Source organism: Cohnella lupini, assembly GCF_003386205.1.
Lineage (GTDB): Bacteria > Bacillota > Bacilli > Paenibacillales > Paenibacillaceae > Cohnella > Cohnella lupini.
In genome coordinates this window covers 46,731-71,470 of sequence record NZ_QRDY01000019.1, presented here as the reverse complement: position 1 = coordinate 71,470, position 24,740 = coordinate 46,731, and the positions used below count along the sequence as shown (strand labels likewise).

The window sequence follows — 24,740 nt, the reverse complement described above, 5'->3', positions numbered from 1 at the left end:
GCGAAGTATTTATTTAGGGAGTGGAGGATGTCATGGAAATCAATTGGCTGGCGGAAGCGAAAAAAAGAAAAGGGGATCTATTAAAGGACCTTGAAGGCCTATTGCGTATCGCAAGCGTACAGGATCTAACAACGAGTACTCCCGAATATCCAATGGGGGAAAAGATTGGCGAAGCATTGGATTATGTATTGGCATTAGCCCAAAACGAGGGTTTTAAAACTAAAAACTTAGACGGATTAGCCGGGTTTGCGGAATGGGGAGAGTCTGAAGAATACATTGGAGTACTTGCCCACGTAGACGTCGTTCCAGCTCCCGGTGAATGGACAACGCCACCTTATGAGCCGACTATTCGAGAAGGAAAGCTCTATGCCCGCGGTACCATTGATGATAAAGGACCGGGAATGGCTGCATTTTACGCGTTGAAGATATTGAAGGACCTAGGCCTTCCTCTAAAAAGGAAGATCCGCATGATCTATGGCACAGATGAGGAAAGCGGTATGCTCTGCGTGCAGCATTATCTTGACGTAGAGCCCGAGCCGACTTACGGTTTTTCTCCTGATGATGCATTTCCAATGGTGTACGCCGAAAAAGGGCAAATAAACATGAAACTAACTTTAAGTGGCAGCGAAGGTGAAAAACAGGGAACTATTTTAGTTAACTTTTCTTCGGGCGACAGGGGGAACATGGTACCTGGACAAGCCTCTGCCGAAATTAAAACGAATCAACCTGAGGAACTTATGAATCGTTTTAAGACATATTGCAAGGAACAGGGACTACGTGGCGAGGTCGGCAATTCCGATGAAACGATTACTTTAACCCTTTACGGTAAAACCGTGCATGGTATGGAACCGCAAAACGGAGTGAATGCCGGACTTGAGTGCCTGCACTTCTTAACCACATTAAGTTTTTCCGGTAGCGACCAATCCTTTATCGCATTTGCCGAAAACTGCCTATATAGAGATCCTTTTGGGGAAAAGTTGGGAATCCACTACAGGGAAGACGTGCTCGGACCTTTAACGGTTAATGCCGGCATTATCAATTACGATCATGTAGATGGTGGTTCAATTCAGTTGAACATTCGCGTCCCATTAAATAATGATTACCAACATACCATTGAAACGATCACGAAAAAAGCAGAGATCTGCAATTTCACAATCGCTGATGCGCGGCAATTCTCCACGCATTATATCCCTGCCGATCATCCCATGATAAAAACACTACAATCGGCTTATCAATCGATTACAGGGGAAGAACCCACGCTTTTAACATCGGGCGGGGCAACGTATGCGACGTTAATGAAAAACGCGGTGGCTTTCGGTGCGCTTTTCCCTGGCAAGGTAGATAGCTCTCACCAAATCGATGAATTCATAGAAATCGATGATTTAATTAAAGCGACGGCCATCTACGCCAAAGCATTATATGAATTAAGCCACTTATAACAATAAAGATGTTTTCTTCTGAACTCTTCTCGGAAGACAAAAACATTAACCGACACCCACGGAATAGTAACTATTCGAGGGGGAGCATTACGCTAGCGGGAGGATCATGCAACAAACGTCCGCTTTTTTCGTATGTCGTTATGAGGAAATAGATAGGGGGATCCTAATGGAAGGAATAAGTAAATGAGAGCGATACTCCAGTTTGCCGGGCGATTCCGTCGATTACAATGGAAATTAACCCTATACTACATTCTAACAACGATTGTAGTCATGGTTCTGCTCGAAATGATTGTTGTCTTAGGTCTCTACGTTTATATGAACTATAATACAAATCGAATGTTCGCGAGTCAGGTAGGTTCAGTGGCACAAAATACATCTGCGAGCTTCAGCGGACCATTCATTAACAAAGAAAAACTTCATCAGGCGCTAAATGATTGGCCTTCAGAATTGGGATCTGAATTTCAAGGATACTCCGCAGCCGTCGATCATGACGGCCAACTGATCACCGTGGCAGGAGATTATATTCCTGGAAATGAGACGGGAGAGGGGCTGGAGCTGCCTGCCGGCGTGCGGCAACACATTCGGACAGCGTTGGCACTTGACCCTTCCGCGGCTAAAACGATAACGACATACACGTATAACGATAAGAGCACCATTTATATTGTGGCTCCGATAGCCAATAAAAAGGCGATTAGAGGAGCTATGGTGGTTAAAGCGGAGCATGTGCGTTTTGCTTCCCAGAATTTTCGGGATTTTATCCCCATAGCTTTTCAACTTTTTGGCATTAGTCTATTAGGCTTCTTTATTGGGGCGGCGATTGTCGGTCTCGCGTTTGGTATAATTACATCACGAATTCTTGTGCGTCGGATTCAAAGGATATTGACCTCCGCAAATCGATGGAGTCAAGGCGATTTCACGATTTTCATAAACGATGCTTCCGGTGACGAGTTGGGGCAATTGGTAAATCGGCTCAATCAAATGGCGATGCAGCTTAAGCAACTGCTGAAGACACGTCAAGCACTGGCAACTATGGAAGAGCGCAATCGTCTAGCTCGGGAACTGCACGATAGCATCAAGCAGCAGATGTTTGCGGTCTCGATCTGGGTGAATAACGGGAAATCTTTAATCGGACGGGATGCGGATGCCGCTCGTTCGAATTTGGCAGAGGCGGAGAGTTTAATCAGCCACACTCAGCGGGAGCTGAACGCACTGATATTGGAATTACGCCCTGTTGCCATGGAAGGGAAGAATCTGTCTCGTGCTCTAGTAGATTATGTTCATGCCTGGCAGGGACAAACGGGGATTCTCGTAGATTTGGAAGTCGTTGGCGAACAATTGGTGCCTCCGGTAATAGAAGAAGCCTTCTTCCGTATAACGCAGGAGGCGTTGTTCAATGCTGCGCGTCACAGCGGGGCAACTACTGTCAAGCTCCGACTGGAATGCGGTAATCGCGTGATGCTATCGATAAGCGATAATGGATGCGGTTTTGATATCAAAGACATAACTCGGCACAGTGTCGGTCTCTCTTCTATGCGGGAGCGTATTCAGGCTCTGGGCGGTCAAATGGAGATAAGGAGCAACAAGGGGAGCGGCACGACCGTAACGATAAGCTGCATGCAAACAGAGATCCAAGATCGCGCGAATTAAAATAAAGAGTTTCCAATTCTTTTTATTCCTAAGAGGTGAGCGCATTGTCAAAGGGACTCATTAGGATTCTTATAGTGGACGATCATGCAATCGTGAGACAAGGTTTACGCGCTCTGTTCAATATACAGCCCGATTACCAGGTGGTCGGTGAAGCCGATTCTGGAGAGAAGGCCGTAACCCTGGTAAGCGAGCTTATGCCCGATATCGTGCTTATGGATCTGATGATGCCTGGTATAGATGGTGTAGAAGCTACCCGGCGCGTGAAACAAGTCAGTCCACGATCGCAAGTGATCGTGCTTACTTCGTTTCACGAGGATCAACACATCTTTCCGGCTCTGCAAGCCGGAGCGCTTTCTTACGTGCTCAAAGATATTGACCCCGGTCAATTGGTTGAGACAGTACGCCGGGCCGTACATGGCGAATCGATGATGAATCCGCGCGTAGCCGCGCGAGTGGTTCAAGAGATTCGCACTCCAAAGCAGGCGGCTTCCAACCCGTTCGTTGAGCTGAGCGACCGCGAGCTTGAGGTGCTGCGTCTAATTGCAGGCGGTCTTACGAATGCCGAGATCGCCGCGCAATTGTTCATCAGCGAGAAGACGGTTAAAGGCCACGTCAGTAATATTTTAAGTAAGCTGCATTTGTTGGACCGTACCAAAGCTGCCGTTTTTGCTTGGGAGAAGGGGCTCATGAACCCGGACTAGGAGTGAAAGGGCCACTTTACTTTCGCTCTGATTTCCAATCGCAATCAGATCTCTAGACGTGTGTATTAACAGACCTGCAGACGCGGTTCAAACCAACTTCTCTCCTGTATCATCAAAATTAATAAACGGTGAAGGAATTATACTTTCGCCTTGATGAGGAGTTGGTTTGTATGGAAGTTAAGACAGAGTCTTCACGGAAGTCCTACGACAATCCGCTAATGAATGATATCTTACCTCCAAAACGGTCATCATGGCTGTCACGGCACCACCCAAGCTGGGCCCTGTATGCGGCAGCGATCTGGTCACTGTTCTATGGTGTGCTCGGATCGTATTGGGTTATGGGAGGCACTGGATTTCCCTTTGGTGAGAACGATCCTCGCGGACATATGATGGGGTCATTCTTGGCTAATGTAAGAGCAGATACTGGCGGGGCGGCAATCATTATTGCAGGATTAGTTGGAACGGTAGTTGCAATGGCAATGAAGCGGCAGTATAAGAGCCGAATGATTAGAAGTGTTCTGCTTGCTTTCGCTTGGTCGGCGAGCGCAGCGCTTATCGTCTTGGTTCCCGATATCCGAATCATGCAAAATTTTGCATATGCGTTCATGTTGTACTTTGAACTCTTCGACTGGCCCGTGGTGAATCAGCTTCTATGCATTGCCGGCGGGTTCCTATGGGGAGCCGTGGCACTGATCTATCAGCGCCGCTCTCGGGAAGCATGCATGAACTGCGGGCGGACGGAAGAAGGGAAGGGAACATCGTCGATCACAGCGGCCAAATGGGGGAAATGGGTTACTTATATAGCAGTCGTTACTGCGCTTCCTTATGGACTTGTTCGCTTAATTTGGGCTGCCGGTATTCCATTAGGAGTAAGCGATCCGACAGGAATAGAAACTCAGACCCTTACTGAAAGTTTGATAGTGGCCGTCTTGGGCGCTCTACCGATTGGCGGTGCGATACTCACCCTGGGACTCATTCAGCGGTGGGGCGAGGTTTTTCCCCGCTGGTGTTTATTCCTATCCGGCAAGCGTGTTCCTATCTGGCTGGCAGTCGTTCCTGCAACGCTTACATCCGCTATGACGATCTTTTCGGGTCTTAAGCTTTGGGTCGATTTGTTTCAGGGTGGTTCCGTGAATCTTGAGAATTGGGGAGAATTAGGACCTGGATTGTTCTGGCTTCCTTGGGGCATATCGCTAGGTGCGGCAACATTCGCGTATTACCTCCGAAGACGCCGTTCATGCAGACACTGCGGTCGAATGTAATTAGTATTTAGGGGATATGATATTTTTTCCGATTCATAAGAAAGAGGCTAAGATAAATTAATTCCTAATTTCACTAACATTTTCGAGCGGAAGGACGATATTCCTATGCTATATGTGTCTAACGAATCTAGGCTTACCGGCTATGCCGCCGTATCCACTGCCTTATCGTTGCTCAGTGATGAACAACTTCGAGAGCGAGTGGAAAAAGCTGCGGTTATGGGGACTGGCATAGGTGGTACAACGGCGTTGTTGCAACTTGAAGACACGCCTGTCTTCGTGAAAATAATACCGCTTACGGAAATAGAAAGACTCGTTCCGAATGTAATGTCCACAAGAAACGTATTCGAACTCCCTCCGTATTGCCACTATGGCATAGGTTCACCGGCAGGTGGCGTGTGGCGTGAGATCGCCGCCCACAACATGACCACCAACTGGGTGCTGGCGAAACAGTGTGAGAGCTTCCCGATGATGTATCACTGGCGGGTGTTACATGGTTCGAAACGACTTACTCCCATTTCTGACGAACTGAGCGATGTTTCCCGCATGGTTGAGTTTTGGGGGTCCCAAACAGTGGGGAATCGTATCGAGGCAATTAATCAAGCAGTGGATAGTGTTGTGCTGTTCTGTGAGTACATTCCCCATAACCTTCACGACTGGCTTATCGAACAGGTCGCTATTGGAGAGAAGACAGCCACCTCAGCATTTGCCATGGTGGATTCCAACTTGCGGTCTGCTGTCTCGTTTATGAATGCGAATGGGTTATTCCATTTCGATGTTCACTTTAGAAACATTTTAACCGACGGACACCGTGTATATATTACGGACTTCGGTCTTGCGACTTCTTCTCGGTTTGAGCTCTCAGAAAGTGAGTTGGAGTTTCTCGATCGGAACAAATCTCATGATGGGTGTTATGTGGTTACAGAGTTCGTGAATTGGCTTGTAACGGTCTTAGGCGGTGCGAAGAATCAATCAGAACGCGTAGAACTCATTCGTAGATATGCTGAAGGCGACAAGTCACCAGAGCTGATGAATGCAGCAACGGTGATTATCAAGAGGTATGCTCCAATAGCCTTAGTGATGAATGACTTCTACGCGAATCTCGGTTCTGTTAGCAGGACTACGCCTTTTCCTGTTGAGGAGATTCGAAGGAGCTGTGCGACAAATGGGTTCGAGCCGTTAAGAGATAGGGAATAACGAGAACAGTCTCATCAAACAAAGTTGTAATCGATCCGAATGAAGTCCGCGTAAACCGCGGACTTTTTTAGTTATCGGATGTTATCGTCATATGAATGACTACCGGAATACGTCAGCCAGCTATTAAAAATGATCTCCGTAGTGATAGTACCGGAGAACCAAACACACACTACAATTGGTCGACGGGCCGCATGCCGGTTCCATTCTGTAAACTTTTTATTTTAATACAATATAAACATAAAGAAAAATATTTAGAATAGTTAAGGTGCGATTTCGCCAAATACGGTCAATAAAATCGGGTTGGAGATAAAACTTCACGTCGAATATCCGCTAATTAAAGGCGAAATATAGCGTAAAGCAATAAGAAAGCGCTTTAATTTAGGCGTTGACAAAGTTAAATGCTGGTATTTATGATAAAACAGTAAACGGTTTTATATTTTATTAAAATAAACATCTATGTCAGTCAGATACAACAACCTCGGCTTAAATCCTGCGGTATGCGAGCGTACCAGCCTAATTACGAGGGGGGGATGCGAGAAAGCAGTTGGAAATACGGACGTTCAATGAGCTTCACAAGACGTTTCAATGACATTCCGCATGTCATAACAAAGGAATGAACCTTCTTATCGATTTTTATGGAAAATATTCTTAATAAAATAAATATTATGAAGGAGAGTTATTAATGAAAAGCATGGGCCTTAGCTTAAAAAAGCTCATTTCTATTAAAATCACGGCTTTGGCACTAACTTTGGCGATGGTATTGAGCATGCCCGTGACGGCACTGGCAGATCAAATTACTGTCGGAAAGTCGAATACGTCATTGACCGATGAACTGGTCGAGGGTCCGACCGTTATGAAGGATTCCGATTCGCCGACCGGTTACACCGTGCGGTTTGTTTACAAGAACGAAACCGCGACCAGCGTGACGTTCGTAGGCGACATGCAATTAAGAAACTGGGCCGATCCCGCGGATACGAAAGTATACACCCCGTTTGAGTATAAGCCCGGTTTGATGCGCGGTGGCGGCGCATACGAGGTGGCGATGGAGAAGCGCGACGGCGGCTATTGGGTTACCGAAGTACCGCTTGCAGCCGGCGCCAACCAGTACTGGTTCTACGTGGACGGCAACCGCAACTACTGGGTACCCGATCCCGCGAATTCGCCGAAATTCGCTCCGGATGGCCTCACAGGGAACGCCAGACGCGCCTTTAACGCGGTGTATGTGCCGTATGATCCGGACAAACAGGACGAAATCATGGGGGCGCGCGAGATAGAAAACCCCAGAACCGACGGAAAGACCGGCACATGGAACTATGTAGAAATACCGACTCAGATCGGTGGCAAAACACGGTATTTGGGCGTGTATCTACCGTATGGATATGATAAAAACCGAGTTGAGCCGTATAAAACGATTTACATGCAACATGGCGGCGGCCAGGACGCCTCCGACTGGATGAACATCGGCAGCGTACCGAACATTATGGATAATCTGCTCGCGGATGGTCTTACCGAACCCGCGATCGTCGTTACGACGGACTCTACGTACCTTGGAAGCGCTCAAACCGGGTATCCCAATTTGTTCGAAATTATCCTGCCGTTTATTGAAGACAGCTATAATGCGTCGAAGAAAGCGGATGATCGGTCGTTTGCGGGTTTGTCGATGGGCGCGGGAATCACGGCAAACATCATAAACTATGACGCTTCGAAGTTCGGATATTACGGCGTATGGAGCGGCGGCGTGGGAGTCCGTACCGATGCTAAGAATCTGGGAGTACCCTATATCCTCTTCGCCGGCGGGCGATATGATTTCGGGCTGCCAAACCCGACCCAAATAGCCGCATTGGACGTTACCGACGCGAAATATAAGAATCTAGTAGTTGCAGGCGGTCATGACTTTAATACCTGGTGCCAGTTATTCACGATGTATGCCAGAGACTATCTGTGGAAGCCTCATGCGTTCGTGGCCGAGGAGCTGGTCGAGGGACCGACCGTTAGGAAGGATCCCGAATCGCCGACCGGTTACTCCGCACGGTTCGTTTACAAGAACGAAACCGCTACAAGCGTAACTTTCGCCGGCGACATGATGATGAGAAACTGGGTCGATCCTACGGATACGAAAGTATACTCGCCGTTCGAGTATAAGCATGGTTTGATGCGCGGGGGCGGCGCGTACGAGGTGGCGATGGTGAAGCGCGAAGGCGGTTATTGGGTGACCGATGTGCCTCTTACGACCGGAGCTACCCAATACTGGTTCTACGTGGACGGCAACCGCAATCACTGGGTGACCGATCCCGCGAATTCGCCGAGATACGCTCCGGATGGTCTCACGGGTACGACCAGACGTGCCTTTAACGCGGTGTATGCACCGCATGATCCGGAGAAACAAGACGAATTCATGAAGGCGCGCGAGGTTGAAAACCCTAGAACCGATGGAAAGGCCGGTACTTGGAGTTATGTAGCAATACCGACACAAATCGGCGACAAGACGCGATATGTGGGCGTGTATCTCCCGCTCGGGTATGATGAAAACCGAGCACAACCGTATAAAACGATTTATATGCAGCATGGTAGCGGTCAGGACGCCTCCGACTGGATGAACATCGGCAGCGTGCCGAACATAATGGATAACCTGCTCGCAGAAGGCCTTACCGAACCCGCGATCGTTGTTACGACAGACTCCACTTACCTTGGAAGCGCTCAAGCCGGTTATCCCAATCTGTTCAATATCGTCCTGCCGTTTATAGAAGACAGCTATAACGTCTCGAAGAAAGCCGAAGATCGTTCGTTTGCCGGTCTGTCGATGGGCGGGGGAATGACGGCAAACATCATCAACGCCGATGCTTCGAGATTCGGCTATTACGGCGTATGGAGTCTCGGAGTGGGCGTCCGCACCGATGCGAAGAATCTGGGAGTGCCACATATTCTCTTCGGCGGCGGACGATATGATTTCGGGTTGCCCAATCCGACTCAACTTGCCGCTTTGGATGCTACAGACGCGAAATATAGAAATCTCGTCGTTTCCGGCGGCCACGACTTTAATACGTGGAACCAGTTATTCGCGATCTATGCCAAAGATTATTTGTGGAAGCCGGATGCGTTCGTTAACGCCCTGACGGTCAACAAACCCGAGACGAATGCCGCGTTGACGGCCGGTCAGGTCGGAGCCGCTTACGAACATGCGCTTGAACTTGCGGCAACGGGCGGCACCAAGCCCTACACCTGGAGCGTGACGGGTTTACCGGAAGGCCTGAGCTTCGATTCCGCTACAATGAAGATCTCCGGCACGCCGGCTGAGGGAACGGATGCGTCCAGTCCGTATACGGTTACCATTACGGCGACGGACACCGCAGGCCGAACGGCATCGGTGACCAACACGCTCGCGATTTCACCAACTTCGCCTCCGGTAGGCGTATCGGCAACACTCTCGGGCACTGCGAACGTGAATCCAGGAGCGGCGTTCTCGCTGACGTACGCGCTAACCGGCGTGACTGATGCGGTCTACGCGCAAGACGTGCAATTCCAGTATGATCCTGCATTGTTCGAATTTACGGGAGCGGACTCCCTGATCGAAGGCATAAGCATCGTCGGATCGAAATCCGAAACGCCCGGAATTGTTCGAATTCTGCTAGCCAGCGAAGGCGCGGAACATGCGATGACTACGGGAGGGGACGTCCTGCGATTGAATTGGAAAGCGAAGCCGCTGACGGAAACGAGAAGCGGCAACTTCAAGATCGTAAGCGCGATGCTGTCGGACGGTGCCTCTGAGGGATTAGCGTTGCCGGCTGCTCCGATTTCGGTTCAGATCACCTACACGATTCCTACCGTACCGGGTGACGTGAACGGCGACGGTCGCGTTAGCCTGAACGACCTTGCTCTCATTTCCGCCGGCTATGGTACGGCGAACACGAAGCTCGACGTAACCGGCGACGGCGTCGTCGACATTCAAGATTTGGTCTTCATCGCGCGTCTCATTCTAGGCGATTAATAAAGGCGGGAGGAAGAGAGCCTTCTCTTCCTCTTTCCTCTGCGGAGGTTGGACAAGATGACGAAGAAATGGACCTTGTTTTGCTTGGCTGCGATACTGTCCTTCTCAGGTTTTCCGCAATCTTCGGCGAATGCGGCTGCGTCCGTATTCCGAATCAATGCCGATCGATCGGAAATTTCCGCTGGCGACACGGTTCGTCTGACGGTCAGCGGGACGGGGCTCAGCGACGTATACGGATATGAGGCGGTCGTGACCTACGACACGGACAAATTCACGTTCCTCTCGGCGAAGAACGCATTGCCCAAAGGCAACTCGGACGAACTGAGCGGATATTCCATATCCCCCGTAGTTTCCGGCAACAAGGTGACCTTTGCCTATACCAAAATAGGGCGGATATCCGGCGTAAGCGGGGATAAGCCGATTGCGATTTTCGATTTCCAAGCGAAAAAAGCGGGAGACGCGGCCATCACGCTATCCTCCGTGAAATTGGTGCATTCTGACGTCATGGCGGATAAGTTCACTCCCGCCCAGCATTCGAATTTCTCCATCCAGCCTGGAGACGGTAACGGCGGCTTTCCGATGTACGGCAAGACGAACGCAGAAGGGACGCTGAAGATCGAGCTTCAATCCGGCGATATGGAGCAGGCGATTCAGACGGCGGCGAACGGAAAGCTGCGGATTGTCGTGCGGGAGGAGAACGGACTGCCGTTCCGGAACGCGGAGATCACCCTGCCTGTCGATAGGGTGCTAAAGGAAAGCGCCCGGATTCACGAAATCCTCATCGATACCGGGCTGGCCGTCGTCACGATCCCCGTCGATCCGGCTCGCGGCGTGTTGACAGCCGGTTCACGGAAGATCACGCTGGCGGTCAACACCTTGGATCCCGCGGCTTTGCCCGCAAGCGTTAGGAATCTCATTAGCTCTTCTGCGATATTAAATTTTAAGCTATCGGTCGACGGCGTACCTCTCGACGGATTGCAGGGGCGCCCGATCTCGGTGGAGATTCCGTACCGGTTGAAGTCCGGGGAAGCTCCGGGCCGGGTAGTCGCCTATTTCATCGACATCGACGGACATACGGAAGTCGTGAAGAACGCCCGTTACAGCCTTTCCTCCGAAACGGTTATCTTCAAGCCCGGGCGCTTTGGCTCCTATGCCGCCGCTCTCGCGAAAGTATCCTTCAAGGACTTGTCCGGCTTCGCATGGGCGCAGGAGAGCGTCGAGGCGCTAGCCGCCCGCGACATCGCAGCCGGAACGGGCAACGGCTCGTTCCAGCCGAAACGACTGATCACCCGTGCCGAGTTCATCCGGATGCTCATGGGCGCGGTCGATTTGATCGACGATGACGCCACAAGCACGTTCCGCGACATCAAATCAGGCGCGTGGTATGAGAGCGCAATCGCGTCCGCGCAGAAGTTGGGCATCGTGAAAGGCAAGACGGACGGCACCTTCGGGGTGAACGACCCCATTACGAGGCAGGACATGGCAGTTATCATCTTCCAGACTGCCGAGGCTCTGAAAGCCGACCTGGGGATTGGCACGGGGACCGCTCCGGCTTCATTTTCCGACCAATCGGCTGTTTCCGCATACGCGTTACAAGCCGTCAAATCCATGCAGAAAGGCGAACTAATCCAAGGCATGGCGGACGGCAAATACGAACCGAAAGCGCAAGCGAACAGGGCGCAAGCCGCGGTGATTCTATACCGGCTAATCCAGCGGATCTAAACGAAAATCCCGCTCCTTAAGCGAGCGGGATTTCGATTATACATCGGACGATTTCCTCCGATAAACCAGCTCAAGCGGTCATTCGACTACATCGTAAAGTACTCTGACGATCAAATCCTGATTATAATTTCCAAAATGCGAGCCATAGATCGTAAGCCCGCCAATCTGTCCGGTTTCGCAGACGCCTACCCGGAACTTGATGTCGGAGTTCTGCTGCAGCGAGACGTCGTTGATAGTCGTTTCGGATATCCGTATGCCGTCGAGGAAGGTGCCGTTTTCGTTGATACGAACCATTTTTAACAAACCATATTGGTTCAGATGGGGAGGCCACCAATTGGGCGCGACTTTCCCTTTCTCGCCGCCGAAATCCCCGGGCGACGTCCACATGCCGACTTCTTTATTGTTCACCGAGAAGACGATGTCGGAAGGATAGTCGTTATTGTAACACGGCGCTTCGGAGCCGAGCTCCATAATGAATTGCAGCTCGCTGAACCGTTGCCGCGGCTTCAGATAGTTTGGGATCCGATATTCCAGGTAACCGCGTGTTAACCAGACGATTCCCGCGTTGATTCGCTGAGGATCCGCAAAATAGCTGGGATTGTCGAATTCTCCAATGATACTGTCTTCAGTCGCCAGGCCGCATGTCGGTTCCACCCGGTAATCCGTGTAATGACCGACCTTAATTTCGACTTCATACAGATTATTGCCCGCGCCTTCATGGTGCAGATCGACAGAGAGCATATCCTCGTTCAGATAACAAATCTTCTGGATTCCGTGTTTGCCGACTGCCGTAGTGATATCGATCAAGCCGCTTTCTTCTAGCTTTTTGATGTGCATAGTGATGGCGCCGTTGGTCAGCCCGAGCTTCTCGGCAATTTCGTTTAGATTGAGGCTGTTGTGCTTGGCCAGCATTTCCAGAATCTCAATTCTAATTTCGGAGCTCAAGGCTTTAAAAATTTTTAGACCGGATCTAAGTTCTTTGATATGGATCAACCGGAAAACCTCCCGTAATTTCCATCAATATTGTTTTAATACATTATAAACAAAAAGCGAAATATTGAGAATAGCTTGGGCTTATTTTCGCCATATAATGTCAATATATTAAATCGGAGATCAACATTCATGCCTATCAGCAGTTACATAAATGAATAGTAAGCGCTTTTATTTAGGTGTTGACAAAGTTAAATGCTGGTATTTATGATAAATCAGTAAACAGATTTAGGTTTTATTAAAGTAAAACTTCCGGGTCAGTCTGACACGGCAACTCCGTCTTGTATCCTGCACGGGATGCAAATGTACCAACCTAATTTCGAGGGGGATAAGATGTGAAAAAGCATTTGCTTTCAATGTTGTGTCTGATGGTTGCGCTTGTTATGGTAATGACCGCTTGTTCAAGCGGGGGCAATTCGGAAAGTTCACCATCCGCTTCCTCTTCCGATTCAGGAAGTTCATCCGGGGAGACCAAGTTGGAAATGTGGACGTTCAACGAACTGCACAAGACGTTCTATGACGACATGGCAAAACGTTGGAACGAAGCCCATTCGGATAAGAAAATTCAACTCACCGTCAATGTCTATCCGTATGACGACATGCACAACAAATTGCTCGTAGCCCTTCAGTCGGGCACCGGGGCGCCCGACCTGGCAGATATCGAGCTTAACAAATTTCCTAACTTCCTCAAGGGAGAACCTCAGCTCGTTCCTCTCAACGACATCGTCGATCCGGAACTCGGCAACCTAGTCAAATCCAGATTAGACATCTACGCCAAGGACGGTCAGTACTATGGCATAGACTTTCACGTCGGAGCGGCGGTCATTTACTACAACAAAGAAATTCTGGACAAAGCCGGAGTGAATCCGGATGAAATCGTGACATGGGCCGATTATGAAGCGGCGGGCAAAAAAGTGCTGGATTCCGCGGGCGTTCCGATGACGACGCTCGAGACATCCGACATTTGGTCGCTCATGCCTCAAGTGGCGCAGGCTCCCGGAAAAGATGATCTGCAAACCGCCGACGGACAGCTGAACATCACGAGCCCAATCGTTTCCGGACCGTTGAAATGGCAGCAGAATCTGATCAAGTCCAAAATCGCGGTTTTGACGCCAGGAGGCAACCATCACGCAGAAGAGTATTACGGCATGATGAACGGAGGCGGGGCCGCTTCGGTTTGGATGCCGATGTGGTACATGGGTCGGTTCACCGACTATATGCCGGATCTCAAAGGGAAGATCGTAATTAAGCCAATGCCGATGTGGAACCAGGGTGAGCCCCGTTCCGCAGGCATGGGAGGCACCGGTACGGCGGTGACCAAAACGTCCAAAAACCAGGAGGCAGCGAAGTCTTTCCTGGCTTACGCCAAGCTCTCCAAGGAAGGCAACATCGAGATTTGGAAACAACTCGGTTTCGACCCGCTCCGTTCGGATGTCTGGGATGCGCCGGAGCTGAAGGAGTCGAACAAATTCACGGATTATTTCGGGCCTAATATTTTCGATGTTCTTACGCAAGTGAAGAGCGAGATAGAAGGTGTCATCATTAACGAACAAACGCCGACGATTTCGGACGCTTTCAAAACAAGCGTAATGACGCGCATTCTCCTGGACAACGAGGATGTTGATAAGGTGTTATCCGATACTGCGGCTCAACTGAAATAGCATAACGTCCGGCACCGCGCGGCCTTGTCTGGGCCGGCGGTGCCGGGATACGAAAGGCGGGCCTCCTATGGAGAGCACTTCCCCGGCAACATCTACCAAAACGGGCGGGTTCAAAGGACGAAAGCTGACCGGAATCCTGTATTCGAAAAAAATCGCCCCGTGGTTCTTCATCCTGCCATTTCTTATTTCGTTTGCGCTATTTTTCGTCTATCCGGTTATTTCCGCGATGAATATGAGCTTTCAGCAGGTACTGCCCGGACAGGTCGAATACATAGGACTCGAAAACTATGAGAAGCTGTGGAACCCGATATTCTGGAAAGCCATCGTCAACAGTAGCAAGTATACACTGTATACCTTACTCATCCTCATTCCTGTACCGCTCGTTCTGGCCGTCTTCTTAAATTCGAAAGCGATGATGCTCCGAAACTTCTTCCGATCCACGTTGTTCATCCCGGCACTCACTTCGGTCGTGGTGGCCGGTACCGTATTCCGTCTGGCTTTCGGCGAACTGGAAGGATCGCTGATGAATACGATAGCCGTCTCGATCGGGTTTGAACCGCAGCGTTGGCTGCGCCGTGAAGAACTTGCCATGTTCGCGCTTGTTCTGTTGGCGTGTTGGCGGTGGATCGGCGTGAACCTGCTTTACTTCATGGCCGGTCTTCAGAACATTCCAATAGAACTGTATGAATCCGCGGAGATCGACGGAGCCAACACCTGGAACAAATTCAGCCGCATTACGCTGCCCCTGCTGAAACCGATAAGCATCTATGTGTTTACGATCAGCATTTACGGCGGCTATTCCATGTTCACCGAAAGTTACATGCTGTGGGCGGGCAATCGCTCACCGAATGATATCGGCCTGACAATCGTCGGGTACTTATACCGGAACGGCCTCGAGCAGAATAATCTCGGTCTCGGTTCGGCCGTCGGCATCGTGCTTCTCCTGATCACCTTTGCGATTACCATCGTGCAGCTCAAGCTGTTCGGCATGTTCCGGAAGGAGGAATGAACGGTGGAAACCATTGAAAAACGTAAATGGTCGGTCAATTCCGTACTTCTGGTTCTGTTATTCACCTTGTTCGGCGCATTCGCGGTGTTCCCGATCGTCACTCTGATCATCGCTTCCTTCAAGCCTGCCCAGGAATTGATGCGTTTCGGACTGAATCTGAAAATCGACCCCGCGCTGTTTTCGTTCAAGAACTATGCCTACTTGTTCACCGGCGAATCGCTCTATTTAACTTGGTACTGGAACAGCTTGCTGATCTCGGCCGTATTTACCGTACTTTGCCTCTTGCTCTCGTCGATGGTCGGATACGGACTCGCCGTCTATCAATTCCGTTTCCGCAACCTGGTCTTCGTTCTCGTGTTAGTGATGACGATGATCCCCATTGAAATCATCATTCTTCCGCTGTATAAGCTTTCGATAACGCTCAATCTAATTAATAGCATGTGGGGAATTATTCTTCCGTTCGTCGTGGCGCCGCTGCCGATCTTTTTCTTCCGGCAATACGCCTCCGGGCTGCCCCGGGATTTTCTGGATGCCGCGCGCGTAGACGGCTGTACGGAGCTCGGAACGTTTTTTCGGATCATGATGCCCCTGATGGCGCCGGCTTTCTCGTCGATGGCCATTCTGCAAGCCCTTTTCAGTTGGAACAACTTCCTGTGGCCGCTCATCGTTCTTCGCACCAACGAACAACTTACGATTCCGATCGGGCTGGCCACGCTGCTGACTCCATACGGCAATAACTTCGACATGCTGATCGCCGGAGCGGTTCTCGCGATTCTTCCGATTCTGGCCGTATTCCTTTTCTTTCAGAAATATTTTATCGAGGGCATGACAGCGGGTGGAGTTAAAGGGTAATCTAGCATTCCGGCCCCGTTATCGGGCTGTCTGAAGCAAGTCGGATTCTCAATTGAGAGTGAAGTGAAAACTCTTCGCTCTCTTTTCTTTTTTAAACTGAATCAATCGTTCGATATATGCTTGATGCGAATATTTGGCACGTCAGCACTACGAGAAAATAATAGAATATGGAAGTTAGAATAATTTCAGGAATATAGCAACCTTTCCCAGAAAGAGGTGTCTTTACTATAGATTAAATAAACGGATGTTTGATTAACGATTCAGATCAGAGGGAGCAAATTATGAAACACAGGATTACGCCATTATTCATTGCGGTATTGCTGATATTCTCGATTGCACTCCCGGTTCATGCAGAGGGAAGCGCCGACGGAATGGAGAAGCTCGTTCTCATCCAGAATTCGAAACAGATGATACATAATGGTTTGACAGTCATGGCTACGCAACCGCTCACTGCGGTTAAAGGCGTAACCTACATTGCAGCAAGGTCTATTATGAAAGAAGTATACGGTACTACCGTTTACGATTCGAAGAGCAAACAATATCGTTTAAGCAACGGGGAAACGGAGCTTCGATTCACGGTTGGAAACTCTTCTTACGCGCTCAACGGGAACTCCGGATACAAGGGAGTCGGGACGCCTTATCTACTGAAGGGCACGCTCATGGTTCCTTTGAGAACTCTTACGCTTCATTTCGGCATTAACTTAAAGTCGATCCCTAAGGAGAAGAAGATCGAATTGAGCTGGGATTCAAAGCCCGTGGCCGAATTCTCCGTATCGGATTTGAATCCTTACGCTACGCAGACTCAGGTCGATTATACGGATATGTCCTATCACCCAAGAGGTCTATCCATTATGGATGAACGTTGGGAGAATAAGATTCAGGTATTCGATCAAGCAGGTACATATACGGTATCCCATTGGGTACAGGACTCCAACGGAATCTGGAGCGATCCCTACACCGTTACGATAACGGTCAAACCGCCGAATCAACCGCCTGTCGCTTCCTTTACGACGGATAAGGACACGTACAAGATGGGGGAATTCATCCGCTATACGGATCTGAGCACGGACGATGAGAACCGGATCGAGAGCTCGTTATGGACGAATAACGAACGCGGATTTTTCGTGCCCGGACCGCAAATCATTAAATTAGTCGTTACGGATGCGAATGGAGCAATTAGCGAATTCTTCAGGACCATTACGATATTGGATGAAACGCTCTACACTAAGGAAGAATTCGATCTGCTGTATACGGAGCCGGGCGAGAAGTTCGGAATCGTAGGTTCTTCGGTACTAAGATTTCCTGAAATTAACTATACGATCAACGATCACGAACAAACCTTTATTAGAGCTAACAGCCCAGAAACGATGATAGACGAAGGAATCTATTACGAGGATACTGTGTCCGGAAACGTGAGATTCCTACTGCATAATATCAACAATCGCACGGTACCGATGAAAATATACATTCTTGTCACCAACGAGACCGCAGTTCCGGCAACCGTGAGAATCGGAGCAACGGGGAGCGGCGGGCCTAATGTATACGTATCGACGGTAGGGCGCGCGAGCACGGGGAGGTACCTCGAAGCATTGCAGAATCCCAAGTATTCCTACGTACAGATTCCCCCGGGGGAAAGTCGCCTGCTGTTCCAAGAATTCAGCAGCCAATCCGTTAAACCGGGTCAAGTTTACTCCATGCTCGCCGACGTGCAGATGAATGCGAGTCTTAAGGTTCAAGTAGTGGCGATCGACGCTAGCCGCGACCTGACGAGTTCGCTTCCTTCCTTGCAGGTTTTGCCTAGCCACGATGTACACATTCGCGGTACTTTCGATAAAGCAAACCGTACGATCGTGATTAATCAAACGATTGGCATGGAGAAGAGCCGTATTATAATAGCCGATAACGTTAAAGACACGAGAATTAGCGGAATCGACAAAACGACAAATACCCCGGTACTCAATTTCGGAAATTACGGCGTATTGTATACGCTCAGAATGAATAACGTCATGCCGCATACGGCGATAGCCTTGAATCCGCGAGGCGGACACTATGCAGGGGCTTTTATCATCAACGGACAAGTCGTGTATGCGACGAACACTAGCATTCTCGCCAATCCGAACGAAGTAGGAATGTTATACAAGACAGGGGATACGACAGAATCGGTGATCATTACCTTCGTTCCCGCCGCAGGTATGATGCTGCCTATTAATCTATTATTATTGCCAATGCCCACGCATTAAATTCATAGAGAAGACCGCAATACGCTTGTTAGGTAGCGCCTAATATGTGAGGAAAGCTAATACTCGTCAAACTTGACTAGAACAGGAGCTATCATATATGAAAAAAGCATTCTATGGGCTTTTTCTTGCAATCATTCTAGTTACTTCATCGTCAACTACTTATGCAGCAGCAGGAAATCTAATAGAAATTGACGGCGTTTCTATTGCATCCGATGTGAAGCCCGAAAATAATAACGATCGCACAATGGTGCCTGTACGTGTTATCAGCGAAAATTTGGGAGCAAACGTCAAATGGTCCAATTCCGAAGTTATTCTCACTAAAGGCGATATGAAAGTATTATTAAGATTAAACAGTAATACGGCGGATAAGAACGGAAAAAAGGTGTCTCTTGATGTCAAACCATACATGAAAAATAGTCGCATATTTGTTCCGCTTCGTTTTATTGCAGAGACGTTTGGATGCACTGTCAATTACAGTGATTTTGGAGTGACTGTCGAAACTAAACCATTGTTCATAGACGGCGTAAAGGTAAAAGCATTGCAAAAAGAAATCCATATGACTATGGGCGGCGTTGTTGATCAAATTATTGGAAATGCATATAACGAAACCATTTACAATACTTTGGTAGAAAACAAAAGTGAAAAGGTCGAAGCACCTGCAAACTACTCTTGGAGAGAAAACATGGACACTCCTGGATCTTACTATAAAAATGTGCAATATGATTTTTTAGACCCAAAAGGGAATAGCCTAGTTCGCATTGATGTTTATTCTTTAAATCGTTATTTTCCATCTGAACTTTTAACAGAGTATCCAGAAAGCTTGGTTCATGACGTTTCTAAAGATGAGTGGTACTTGTTTAGCGATATGAAAATACAATCCATTGGTCAGTTAATTGATACCGCCACAAAAAACGGTTTTCTGACGACTATCAGAAATACAATTGCATAAAGTAATTTTTTCGTTATTGACTAGCGGAGAATGTAGGTTGAGAGGATATACCATACGTTGTCATATACAATGATGGGAAACGATGTTGAACGGACGAGGAGCAGTTTGCCATAACGGAAAACTATAGCACAACGACAAGAAGCGGAGTGTTCGTATGAGAAAAGAATTCATTCGCATGTTATTTTCGCTTATGGTGATGGTGGTTAGTCTTGCGCCTATGAACGTATCATTCGCTTCCAGTGATCCTTCCACAAAGCCTATTTTTAAGATCAATGATTTCTTTGTGTTATACACATCCCCCAAGGCACCGTATGTGGACCCAAATAATCGTCTAATGATTCCGGTACGGTTCGTAAGCGAACTTTTGGGCGCAAATGTAAATTATAACGGAAGATTGCAAGAAGCAACGATTAGTAAGGGACGTAATTCCCTGAAGCTGAAAGTCGACTCAACGGAGGCGGATAATAACGGGACAGTAATTTCAATGGATACCGCTCCAGAAATCGTTCAAAATCATCTTTACATTCCAATCCGAGTATTAATAGATAGTATGAACCTGCCGGTAAAATGGGATAAGGAAACAGCCGTGATTCAGGTTGTGGATGAGTCACTCAATGATATGACGATATTCTCTCAGATTACCGATATCAATGTGACACCTAAAGTAGCAGATAACAATGCCATTCTGCCTTTATGGTCAAATATTCAAATGACAGGCCCGACACTAGGCAAACTAACCACGGGGACTTTATCACTTCGTGCCCAAAATGTCAGTGGTCAAGACATTTCAGCCGGTAAAGAGGATCTCCATGTCATCTTTTCATTCGAGAAGGGTACGATGATGGAGATGGATGTTCCGATGCCGGATCAGCCCGTACGAGAGAGACCGTTCATTGATAAGGGTGCTATTTTTGAGCGAACATTAGATTTCAGTTCAGGTATGTACAATGAGCAGCTTAATTATATCTTCGCTTTGGGTAGGACATTCGAATAATGATACCGAAAGGCAACGTCAACTGCTCGAGATGGCAGCTGGCGTTGTTTTTTTGCGCGTGACAATGGTAGCGCGAAAAGAAAGAGTAGATTATACATTTTTCATGCTTATCCAAGCAAAAAAATCTAACCTCCGTATACTAAAAGTATAATGCGAGGTGATTATTGTGCTGGATAGTTTCTCCCAATTTAGTATCGTAACACCTTGTAGTTAAATATCGGCATAGAGTGGAGGTGTTACTCATGGCTCTCCCTAGGAATTATACGTTATCGGATTTGAAAGACGAGATCTATTATTTCGATAAAAACTGGAGAAGAATATTCAAGAAAAATAATCGAGCCATCTATGTGGCGAAGATAGACAATGCATCGGTTACCATTACTATTGTCGCTCCAAATGGCAAAAGAACTCCTCTGGTGGTTCAAAGATATAAAAAGGGAAGCAAAATTGTCGTAATCGGACTTGCCGTTCACTCGCCTCCTCATTCGACTACTATCCTGTGAGGGATGCCCCCTTTGTTCGTGTTATTAAATTCATTGATTAGGCTGCCGGTTGGCGGCCTTTTATTATTTCAGTTAACCGAGCTAATAAATAAAAAGATGTAACTATTTCTCGACCACTGCGTCTTTATTTGTGTAAACGTTATTCATGATTTCTCTATGGACAGACGTTTCATGATCGCGGGCTTGATCGTCCCGCCGGATAACGTAATGGACCTATGCACGAGCACATCCAATGCGTCGATAAAGTAAGGCCTTACGGATTCGCCTAATTCTATGCACGATAATTCCGTGCACGCGAGAACGACGCCGTCGCATTTCTCCCGCTGGAGCATTTCCATCATAATACCTTCGAGCACGCGAGCATCCGAATGTCCGGTTTTCTTGATATCTTCATAGATGATGTTCATAATGCGTTGTTGCATGCTCGCGCTCGGGATGAACGGCTCAAGGCCGTATTGCCGCAGGACATCCGAATAGATACCGGTTTGAAGGGTGGCGTCGGTCGCGAGAATGCCGATTCTACGATTCGCTTTGTGTTTCGCGTGCAGTTCTTCGACTGTTTCGCTTACCATGTTGACGATCGGAATAGCCGTCATGGATTGAAGGGCGTCGAAGAAGCGGTGTGCCGTATTGCAAGGCATCGCGATGTTCGCCACTTCCGCGTGCTCGAGCAGCGCGATGTCCGCTTGAATCATCCGCAGGAATTGATGATCTTTCCGCTGCAGGATTGAGCTCGTCCGGTCCGGCAATGACGCATGATTCAAAATAATCATGTCGATATGGTCTTGATCCGCTTCCGCTTCGGTGAATTCAATGACTCTGTCGAAAAAAACGGATGTCGCCTTCGGTCCCATCCCGCCGATTACGCCTAATTGGGTTCCATTCATCATCTCTACCTTATTTTGTATTGTCATGTTTTTCATGTACTTATTCTATGAGAATCCGGGAAGCGTAGCAAGACGACTTCAAAATTACGCTAAATTCGTCTAAAACTTTTATCTTAACAAGATTTTTCAATTAAAATGGAAATTTATGCTTCTCGAAATCCAGTTTTGCTATAGTATAATGAAAACCGATTGTAATTATTCGTAAAATTTCGACATAAATGGGGTTACCACATGCGCGCTAAACGAACTAGACGCACTAAACTTAGCAAGGTCATCATAGGAGTTGCCTTCGTTCTTATTGCCGCGGTCATTATTCGGATTTCGGTCGACGGAACATCGGCGGATGCCCAGACGGAAACGAAGCCCTCGGCCACGCCGACTGTCACGCCTGCTGCCACACCGACTACCACATCGGACACCAAAGCTGATAAGGAGCCGCCGAAAATCACGGGAGTCAAAAATGTAACCGTCTTTACCGGAGACCGCGTTTCCTACAAGACCGGCGTAACCGTTGTGGATAATCACGATACGAACGTCGCTTTGGTCGTAGACACGAGCGCCGTCAACCTAAAGAAAGTCGGCGTTTACAAAATTGCCTATACGGCCAAGGACGCCGCGGGTAACGTTGCCCAAGCTGAGGCTACGGTTACGGTCAAGGTAAAACCTGCGAGCCCCCTCAATGAAGACGAATTGAATCAACTGGCGGATACCGTACTCGCCAAAATCATAACGGAAGACATGACGGAAGTCGACAAATTATGGGCAATCTTCAAGTGGACGAAGTACAACATCGGCTACATCGACAGTTCCAGCCACGACGATTGGCGGAAAGGCGCGCTTCAAGGGTTTAAACAAGGTACGGGCGACTGCTTCGTTTATTATTCCACCGCAAAGATACTGATGGAGAGAAGCGGCTTCGAAACGCAAACCGTGATCCGGGACAAAGGCAGAAAATCGAAACATTTCTGGAGCTTGGTCAAAGTCGAAGATACCTGGTATCATTTCGATACGACTCCAACGATCAGAAAGAATACGACCTTCCTGCTTACGGATGAAGAGCTGGCGTTATTCAATAATGAATTTAAGAACTACTACTTATTCGATAAGACCAAACATCCGGCTACGCCAACCAAACCGCTCGAAGAAAGAAGCAAGTATCTCTAAATAAGAAGGGCAAGATTCGCGAATGCAGTTTAACGTCATGGAGTATTTGGAGCATACAGTACGAAGAGTACCGGACAAACTAGCTTATGCGAACGACGAGTTCGGCCTTACGTTCGAAGAAGTGTACGGGCAGTCCAGAGCGATAGGCACGTTCCTGAACAGACACAATTTGCACAAGCAACCGATCGTCGTATTCATGAACAGGAGTCCGAAAGCGATCGCGGCTTATTACGGTGTCATCTACAGCGGCAATTTCTACGTGCCGCTCGACGACGAGATGCCCCGCAGCCGCATCGAGACGATCGTTCGGAAGGTAAATCCCGGCGCGATCATCTGCGACGAGTCGACGAAGGAAACCGTTGATGCCATCGACTTTCAAGGGAACGTTCATCTGTTCGACGACCTGATTCAATGTCCCGTCGACGACGAGGCATTAATACGAGTACGCCTTTCCGCCTTGGACACGGATCCTTTGTACGTCGTCTTCACGTCCGGCTCGACGGGCGTTCCGAAAGGCGTCATCGCCAACCATAGATCGGTCATCGATTATATCGAGAACTTATCCGACGTGCTTGCATTTGGCGAAGACACGATATTCGGGAACCAGACGCCGCTGTATCTCGATGCTTGCTTCAAAGAGCTATTCCCGACTCTGAAGTTCGGAGCGACGACCTATATCATTCCGAAGAGCTTGTTTATGTTCCCGCTCAAATTGGTGGAATTCCTGAACGAATATCGCATAAACACCGTATGTTGGGTCGTATCGGCATTAACGATGATCTCTTCCTTCAAAGTGCTGGACAAGCTGGTTCCGCAATTTCTGCATACCGTCGCGTTCGGCAGCGAAGTATTCCCGGTAAAACAATTCAATCTGTGGAGAAGCGCGTTGCCCGGCGCGAAGTTCGTTAACTTATACGGCCCTACCGAGGCGACCGGCATGTCGTGTTACTACAAGGTGGAACGGGAGTTCGAGGAACACGAGATTTTACCTATCGGCAAGCCGTTCCGGAATACCGAAATCCTCTTGCTAGGTTCGGACGATCGCGAAGCCGCTCCCGGGGAAGTCGGAGAAATCTGCATTCGGGGTACTTGCCTGACGTTAGGTTATTATGAGGATTTCGCCAAGACGAACGAAGTCTTCGTACAAAATCCTTTGAACTCGCTTTATCCCGACCTGATCTACCGGACGGGGGATTTGGGTAAATATAACGAGCATGGCGAGCTGATGTTCGTCTCGCGTAAAGATTACCAGATCAAGCATATGGGGTATCGCATCGAACTCGGAGAAATCGAGGCGAACGTGACTAGGCTGGAAGGCATCAAGAGCGCTTGCTGCGTTTACGACAAAACCACGGAGAAAATCGTCTTATTCTTCGTAGGCGAGACGGACGCCAGATCGATCGTAAAGGAGCTCAAGCAGTTGCTGCCAAAGTACATGATTCCTAATCGGATAGAACCGTTAGACGCGATGCCGCTCACGACGAACGGAAAAATCGATCGCGTTTACCTCAAAGAAGCTAGTAGCAAGAAGGGGAGATAAC

Annotated in this window: 18 protein-coding genes; 16 read left to right on the top strand and 2 right to left on the bottom strand. The window is 48.6% G+C overall.

Annotated features, from left to right (window positions below):
* Nucleotides 1–32 precede the first annotated feature (32 nt).
* The 7 genes from pepV to DFP95_RS22735 all read left to right on the top strand — a co-directional run bounded on the left by pepV (nt 33) and on the right by DFP95_RS22735 (nt 11,950).
* The gene (pepV, locus tag DFP95_RS22765) at nt 33–1,439 is read left to right on the top strand and encodes a dipeptidase PepV (protein WP_115994992.1); all 1,407 of its coding nucleotides are present in this window, start codon (nt 33–35) and stop codon (nt 1,437–1,439) included.
* Between the two features lie 183 nt (nt 1,440–1,622).
* On the top strand, nt 1,623–3,086 hold the full coding sequence (locus DFP95_RS22760; RefSeq protein ID WP_115994991.1) for a sensor histidine kinase: 1,464 nt from the start codon (nt 1,623–1,625) through the stop codon (nt 3,084–3,086).
* A gap of 74 nt (nt 3,087–3,160) precedes the next feature.
* Nucleotides 3,161–3,787, top strand: coding sequence for a response regulator (locus DFP95_RS22755; RefSeq protein ID WP_281273442.1), 627 nt, complete (start codon nt 3,161–3,163; stop codon nt 3,785–3,787).
* A gap of 401 nt (nt 3,788–4,188) precedes the next feature.
* Nucleotides 4,189–5,049 carry a hypothetical protein gene (locus DFP95_RS22750; RefSeq protein ID WP_245987866.1) on the top strand — a complete coding sequence of 287 codons (861 nt, stop codon included), beginning with the start codon at nt 4,189–4,191 and terminating at the stop codon, nt 5,047–5,049.
* Nucleotides 5,050–5,154: 105 nt separating this feature from the next.
* A complete protein-coding gene (locus tag DFP95_RS22745; RefSeq protein ID WP_115994989.1) occupies nt 5,155–6,243 on the top strand; it encodes a protein kinase domain-containing protein in 1,089 nt (362 codons plus the stop codon).
* A gap of 682 nt (nt 6,244–6,925) precedes the next feature.
* Nucleotides 6,926–10,228 (top strand): alpha/beta hydrolase-fold protein, encoded by a 3,303-nt coding sequence (locus DFP95_RS22740; protein ID WP_115994988.1) that lies wholly within the window; start codon nt 6,926–6,928, stop codon nt 10,226–10,228.
* A 57-nt stretch (nt 10,229–10,285) separates the two neighbouring features.
* Nucleotides 10,286–11,950, top strand: coding sequence for an S-layer homology domain-containing protein (locus DFP95_RS22735; protein WP_115994987.1), 1,665 nt, complete (start codon nt 10,286–10,288; stop codon nt 11,948–11,950).
* 78 nt (nt 11,951–12,028) lie between these two features.
* Here DFP95_RS22735 and DFP95_RS22730 read toward each other — a convergent pair whose 3' ends face one another.
* Nucleotides 12,029–12,943 carry an ArsR/SmtB family transcription factor gene (locus tag DFP95_RS22730; RefSeq protein WP_115994986.1) on the bottom strand — a complete coding sequence of 305 codons (915 nt, stop codon included), beginning with the start codon at nt 12,941–12,943 and terminating at the stop codon, nt 12,029–12,031.
* A 353-nt stretch (nt 12,944–13,296) separates the two neighbouring features.
* On the opposite strand from DFP95_RS22730, the gene DFP95_RS22725 reads away from it, so the two are divergent.
* From DFP95_RS22725 to DFP95_RS22695, 7 genes are all read left to right on the top strand, one after another.
* On the top strand, nt 13,297–14,601 hold the full coding sequence (locus tag DFP95_RS22725) for an ABC transporter substrate-binding protein (RefSeq protein ID WP_115995023.1): 1,305 nt from the start codon (nt 13,297–13,299) through the stop codon (nt 14,599–14,601).
* Nucleotides 14,602–14,668: 67 nt separating this feature from the next.
* A complete protein-coding gene (locus DFP95_RS22720) occupies nt 14,669–15,610 on the top strand; it encodes a carbohydrate ABC transporter permease (RefSeq protein WP_115994985.1) in 942 nt (313 codons plus the stop codon).
* Between the two features lie 12 nt (nt 15,611–15,622).
* A complete protein-coding gene (locus DFP95_RS22715) occupies nt 15,623–16,462 on the top strand; it encodes a carbohydrate ABC transporter permease (protein ID WP_425453317.1) in 840 nt (279 codons plus the stop codon).
* Nucleotides 16,463–16,743: 281 nt separating this feature from the next.
* A complete protein-coding gene (locus DFP95_RS22710) occupies nt 16,744–18,702 on the top strand; it encodes a stalk domain-containing protein (RefSeq protein ID WP_115994983.1) in 1,959 nt (652 codons plus the stop codon).
* 97 nt (nt 18,703–18,799) lie between these two features.
* Entirely contained in the window at nt 18,800–19,651 is an 852-nt protein-coding gene (locus tag DFP95_RS22705) for a copper amine oxidase N-terminal domain-containing protein (protein WP_115994982.1), read from the top strand.
* Nucleotides 19,652–19,805: 154 nt separating this feature from the next.
* On the top strand, nt 19,806–20,645 hold the full coding sequence (locus tag DFP95_RS22700; protein WP_115994981.1) for a copper amine oxidase N-terminal domain-containing protein: 840 nt from the start codon (nt 19,806–19,808) through the stop codon (nt 20,643–20,645).
* A gap of 242 nt (nt 20,646–20,887) precedes the next feature.
* Nucleotides 20,888–21,148 carry a hypothetical protein gene (locus DFP95_RS22695; RefSeq protein ID WP_115994980.1) on the top strand — a complete coding sequence of 87 codons (261 nt, stop codon included), beginning with the start codon at nt 20,888–20,890 and terminating at the stop codon, nt 21,146–21,148.
* A gap of 143 nt (nt 21,149–21,291) precedes the next feature.
* Here the strand turns inward: DFP95_RS22695 and cuyB are convergent, their stop codons facing one another.
* Nucleotides 21,292–22,071, bottom strand: a complete 780-nt coding sequence (cuyB, locus tag DFP95_RS22690) for a cysteate racemase (RefSeq protein ID WP_245987864.1) — start codon at nt 22,069–22,071, stop codon at nt 21,292–21,294.
* 195 nt (nt 22,072–22,266) lie between these two features.
* Between cuyB and DFP95_RS22685 the strand changes: the two genes are divergently transcribed.
* Together DFP95_RS22685 and DFP95_RS22680 are read left to right on the top strand one after the other, a co-directional pair.
* Nucleotides 22,267–23,199, top strand: coding sequence for a transglutaminase domain-containing protein (locus DFP95_RS22685; RefSeq protein WP_115994979.1), 933 nt, complete (start codon nt 22,267–22,269; stop codon nt 23,197–23,199).
* Nucleotides 23,200–23,221: 22 nt separating this feature from the next.
* Nucleotides 23,222–24,739, top strand: coding sequence for an amino acid adenylation domain-containing protein (locus tag DFP95_RS22680; protein ID WP_115994978.1), 1,518 nt, complete (start codon nt 23,222–23,224; stop codon nt 24,737–24,739).
* Nucleotide 24,740 lies beyond the last annotated feature (1 nt).

What these genes read in the sequence shown, in the direction of transcription:
- pepV (WP_115994992.1), top strand. Translation starts at nt 33, where the DNA reads ATGGAAATCAATTGGCTGGCGGAAGCGAAAAAAAGAAAAGGGGATCTA.
- DFP95_RS22760 (WP_115994991.1), top strand. Translation starts at nt 1,623, where the DNA reads ATGAGAGCGATACTCCAGTTTGCCGGGCGATTCCGTCGATTACAATGG.
- DFP95_RS22745 (WP_115994989.1), top strand. Translation starts at nt 5,155, where the DNA reads ATGCTATATGTGTCTAACGAATCTAGGCTTACCGGCTATGCCGCCGTA.
- DFP95_RS22740 (WP_115994988.1), top strand. Translation starts at nt 6,926, where the DNA reads ATGAAAAGCATGGGCCTTAGCTTAAAAAAGCTCATTTCTATTAAAATC.
- DFP95_RS22735 (WP_115994987.1), top strand. Translation starts at nt 10,286, where the DNA reads ATGACGAAGAAATGGACCTTGTTTTGCTTGGCTGCGATACTGTCCTTC.
- DFP95_RS22725 (WP_115995023.1), top strand. Translation starts at nt 13,297, where the DNA reads ATGTTGTGTCTGATGGTTGCGCTTGTTATGGTAATGACCGCTTGTTCA.
- DFP95_RS22720 (WP_115994985.1), top strand. Translation starts at nt 14,669, where the DNA reads ATGGAGAGCACTTCCCCGGCAACATCTACCAAAACGGGCGGGTTCAAA.
- DFP95_RS22710 (WP_115994983.1), top strand. Translation starts at nt 16,744, where the DNA reads ATGAAACACAGGATTACGCCATTATTCATTGCGGTATTGCTGATATTC.
- DFP95_RS22705 (WP_115994982.1), top strand. Translation starts at nt 18,800, where the DNA reads ATGAAAAAAGCATTCTATGGGCTTTTTCTTGCAATCATTCTAGTTACT.
- DFP95_RS22700 (WP_115994981.1), top strand. Translation starts at nt 19,806, where the DNA reads ATGAGAAAAGAATTCATTCGCATGTTATTTTCGCTTATGGTGATGGTG.
- DFP95_RS22695 (WP_115994980.1), top strand. Translation starts at nt 20,888, where the DNA reads ATGGCTCTCCCTAGGAATTATACGTTATCGGATTTGAAAGACGAGATC.
- cuyB (WP_245987864.1), bottom strand. Translation starts at nt 22,071, where the DNA reads ATGAAAAACATGACAATACAAAATAAGGTAGAGATGATGAATGGAACC.
- DFP95_RS22685 (WP_115994979.1), top strand. Translation starts at nt 22,267, where the DNA reads ATGCGCGCTAAACGAACTAGACGCACTAAACTTAGCAAGGTCATCATA.
- DFP95_RS22680 (WP_115994978.1), top strand. Translation starts at nt 23,222, where the DNA reads ATGCAGTTTAACGTCATGGAGTATTTGGAGCATACAGTACGAAGAGTA.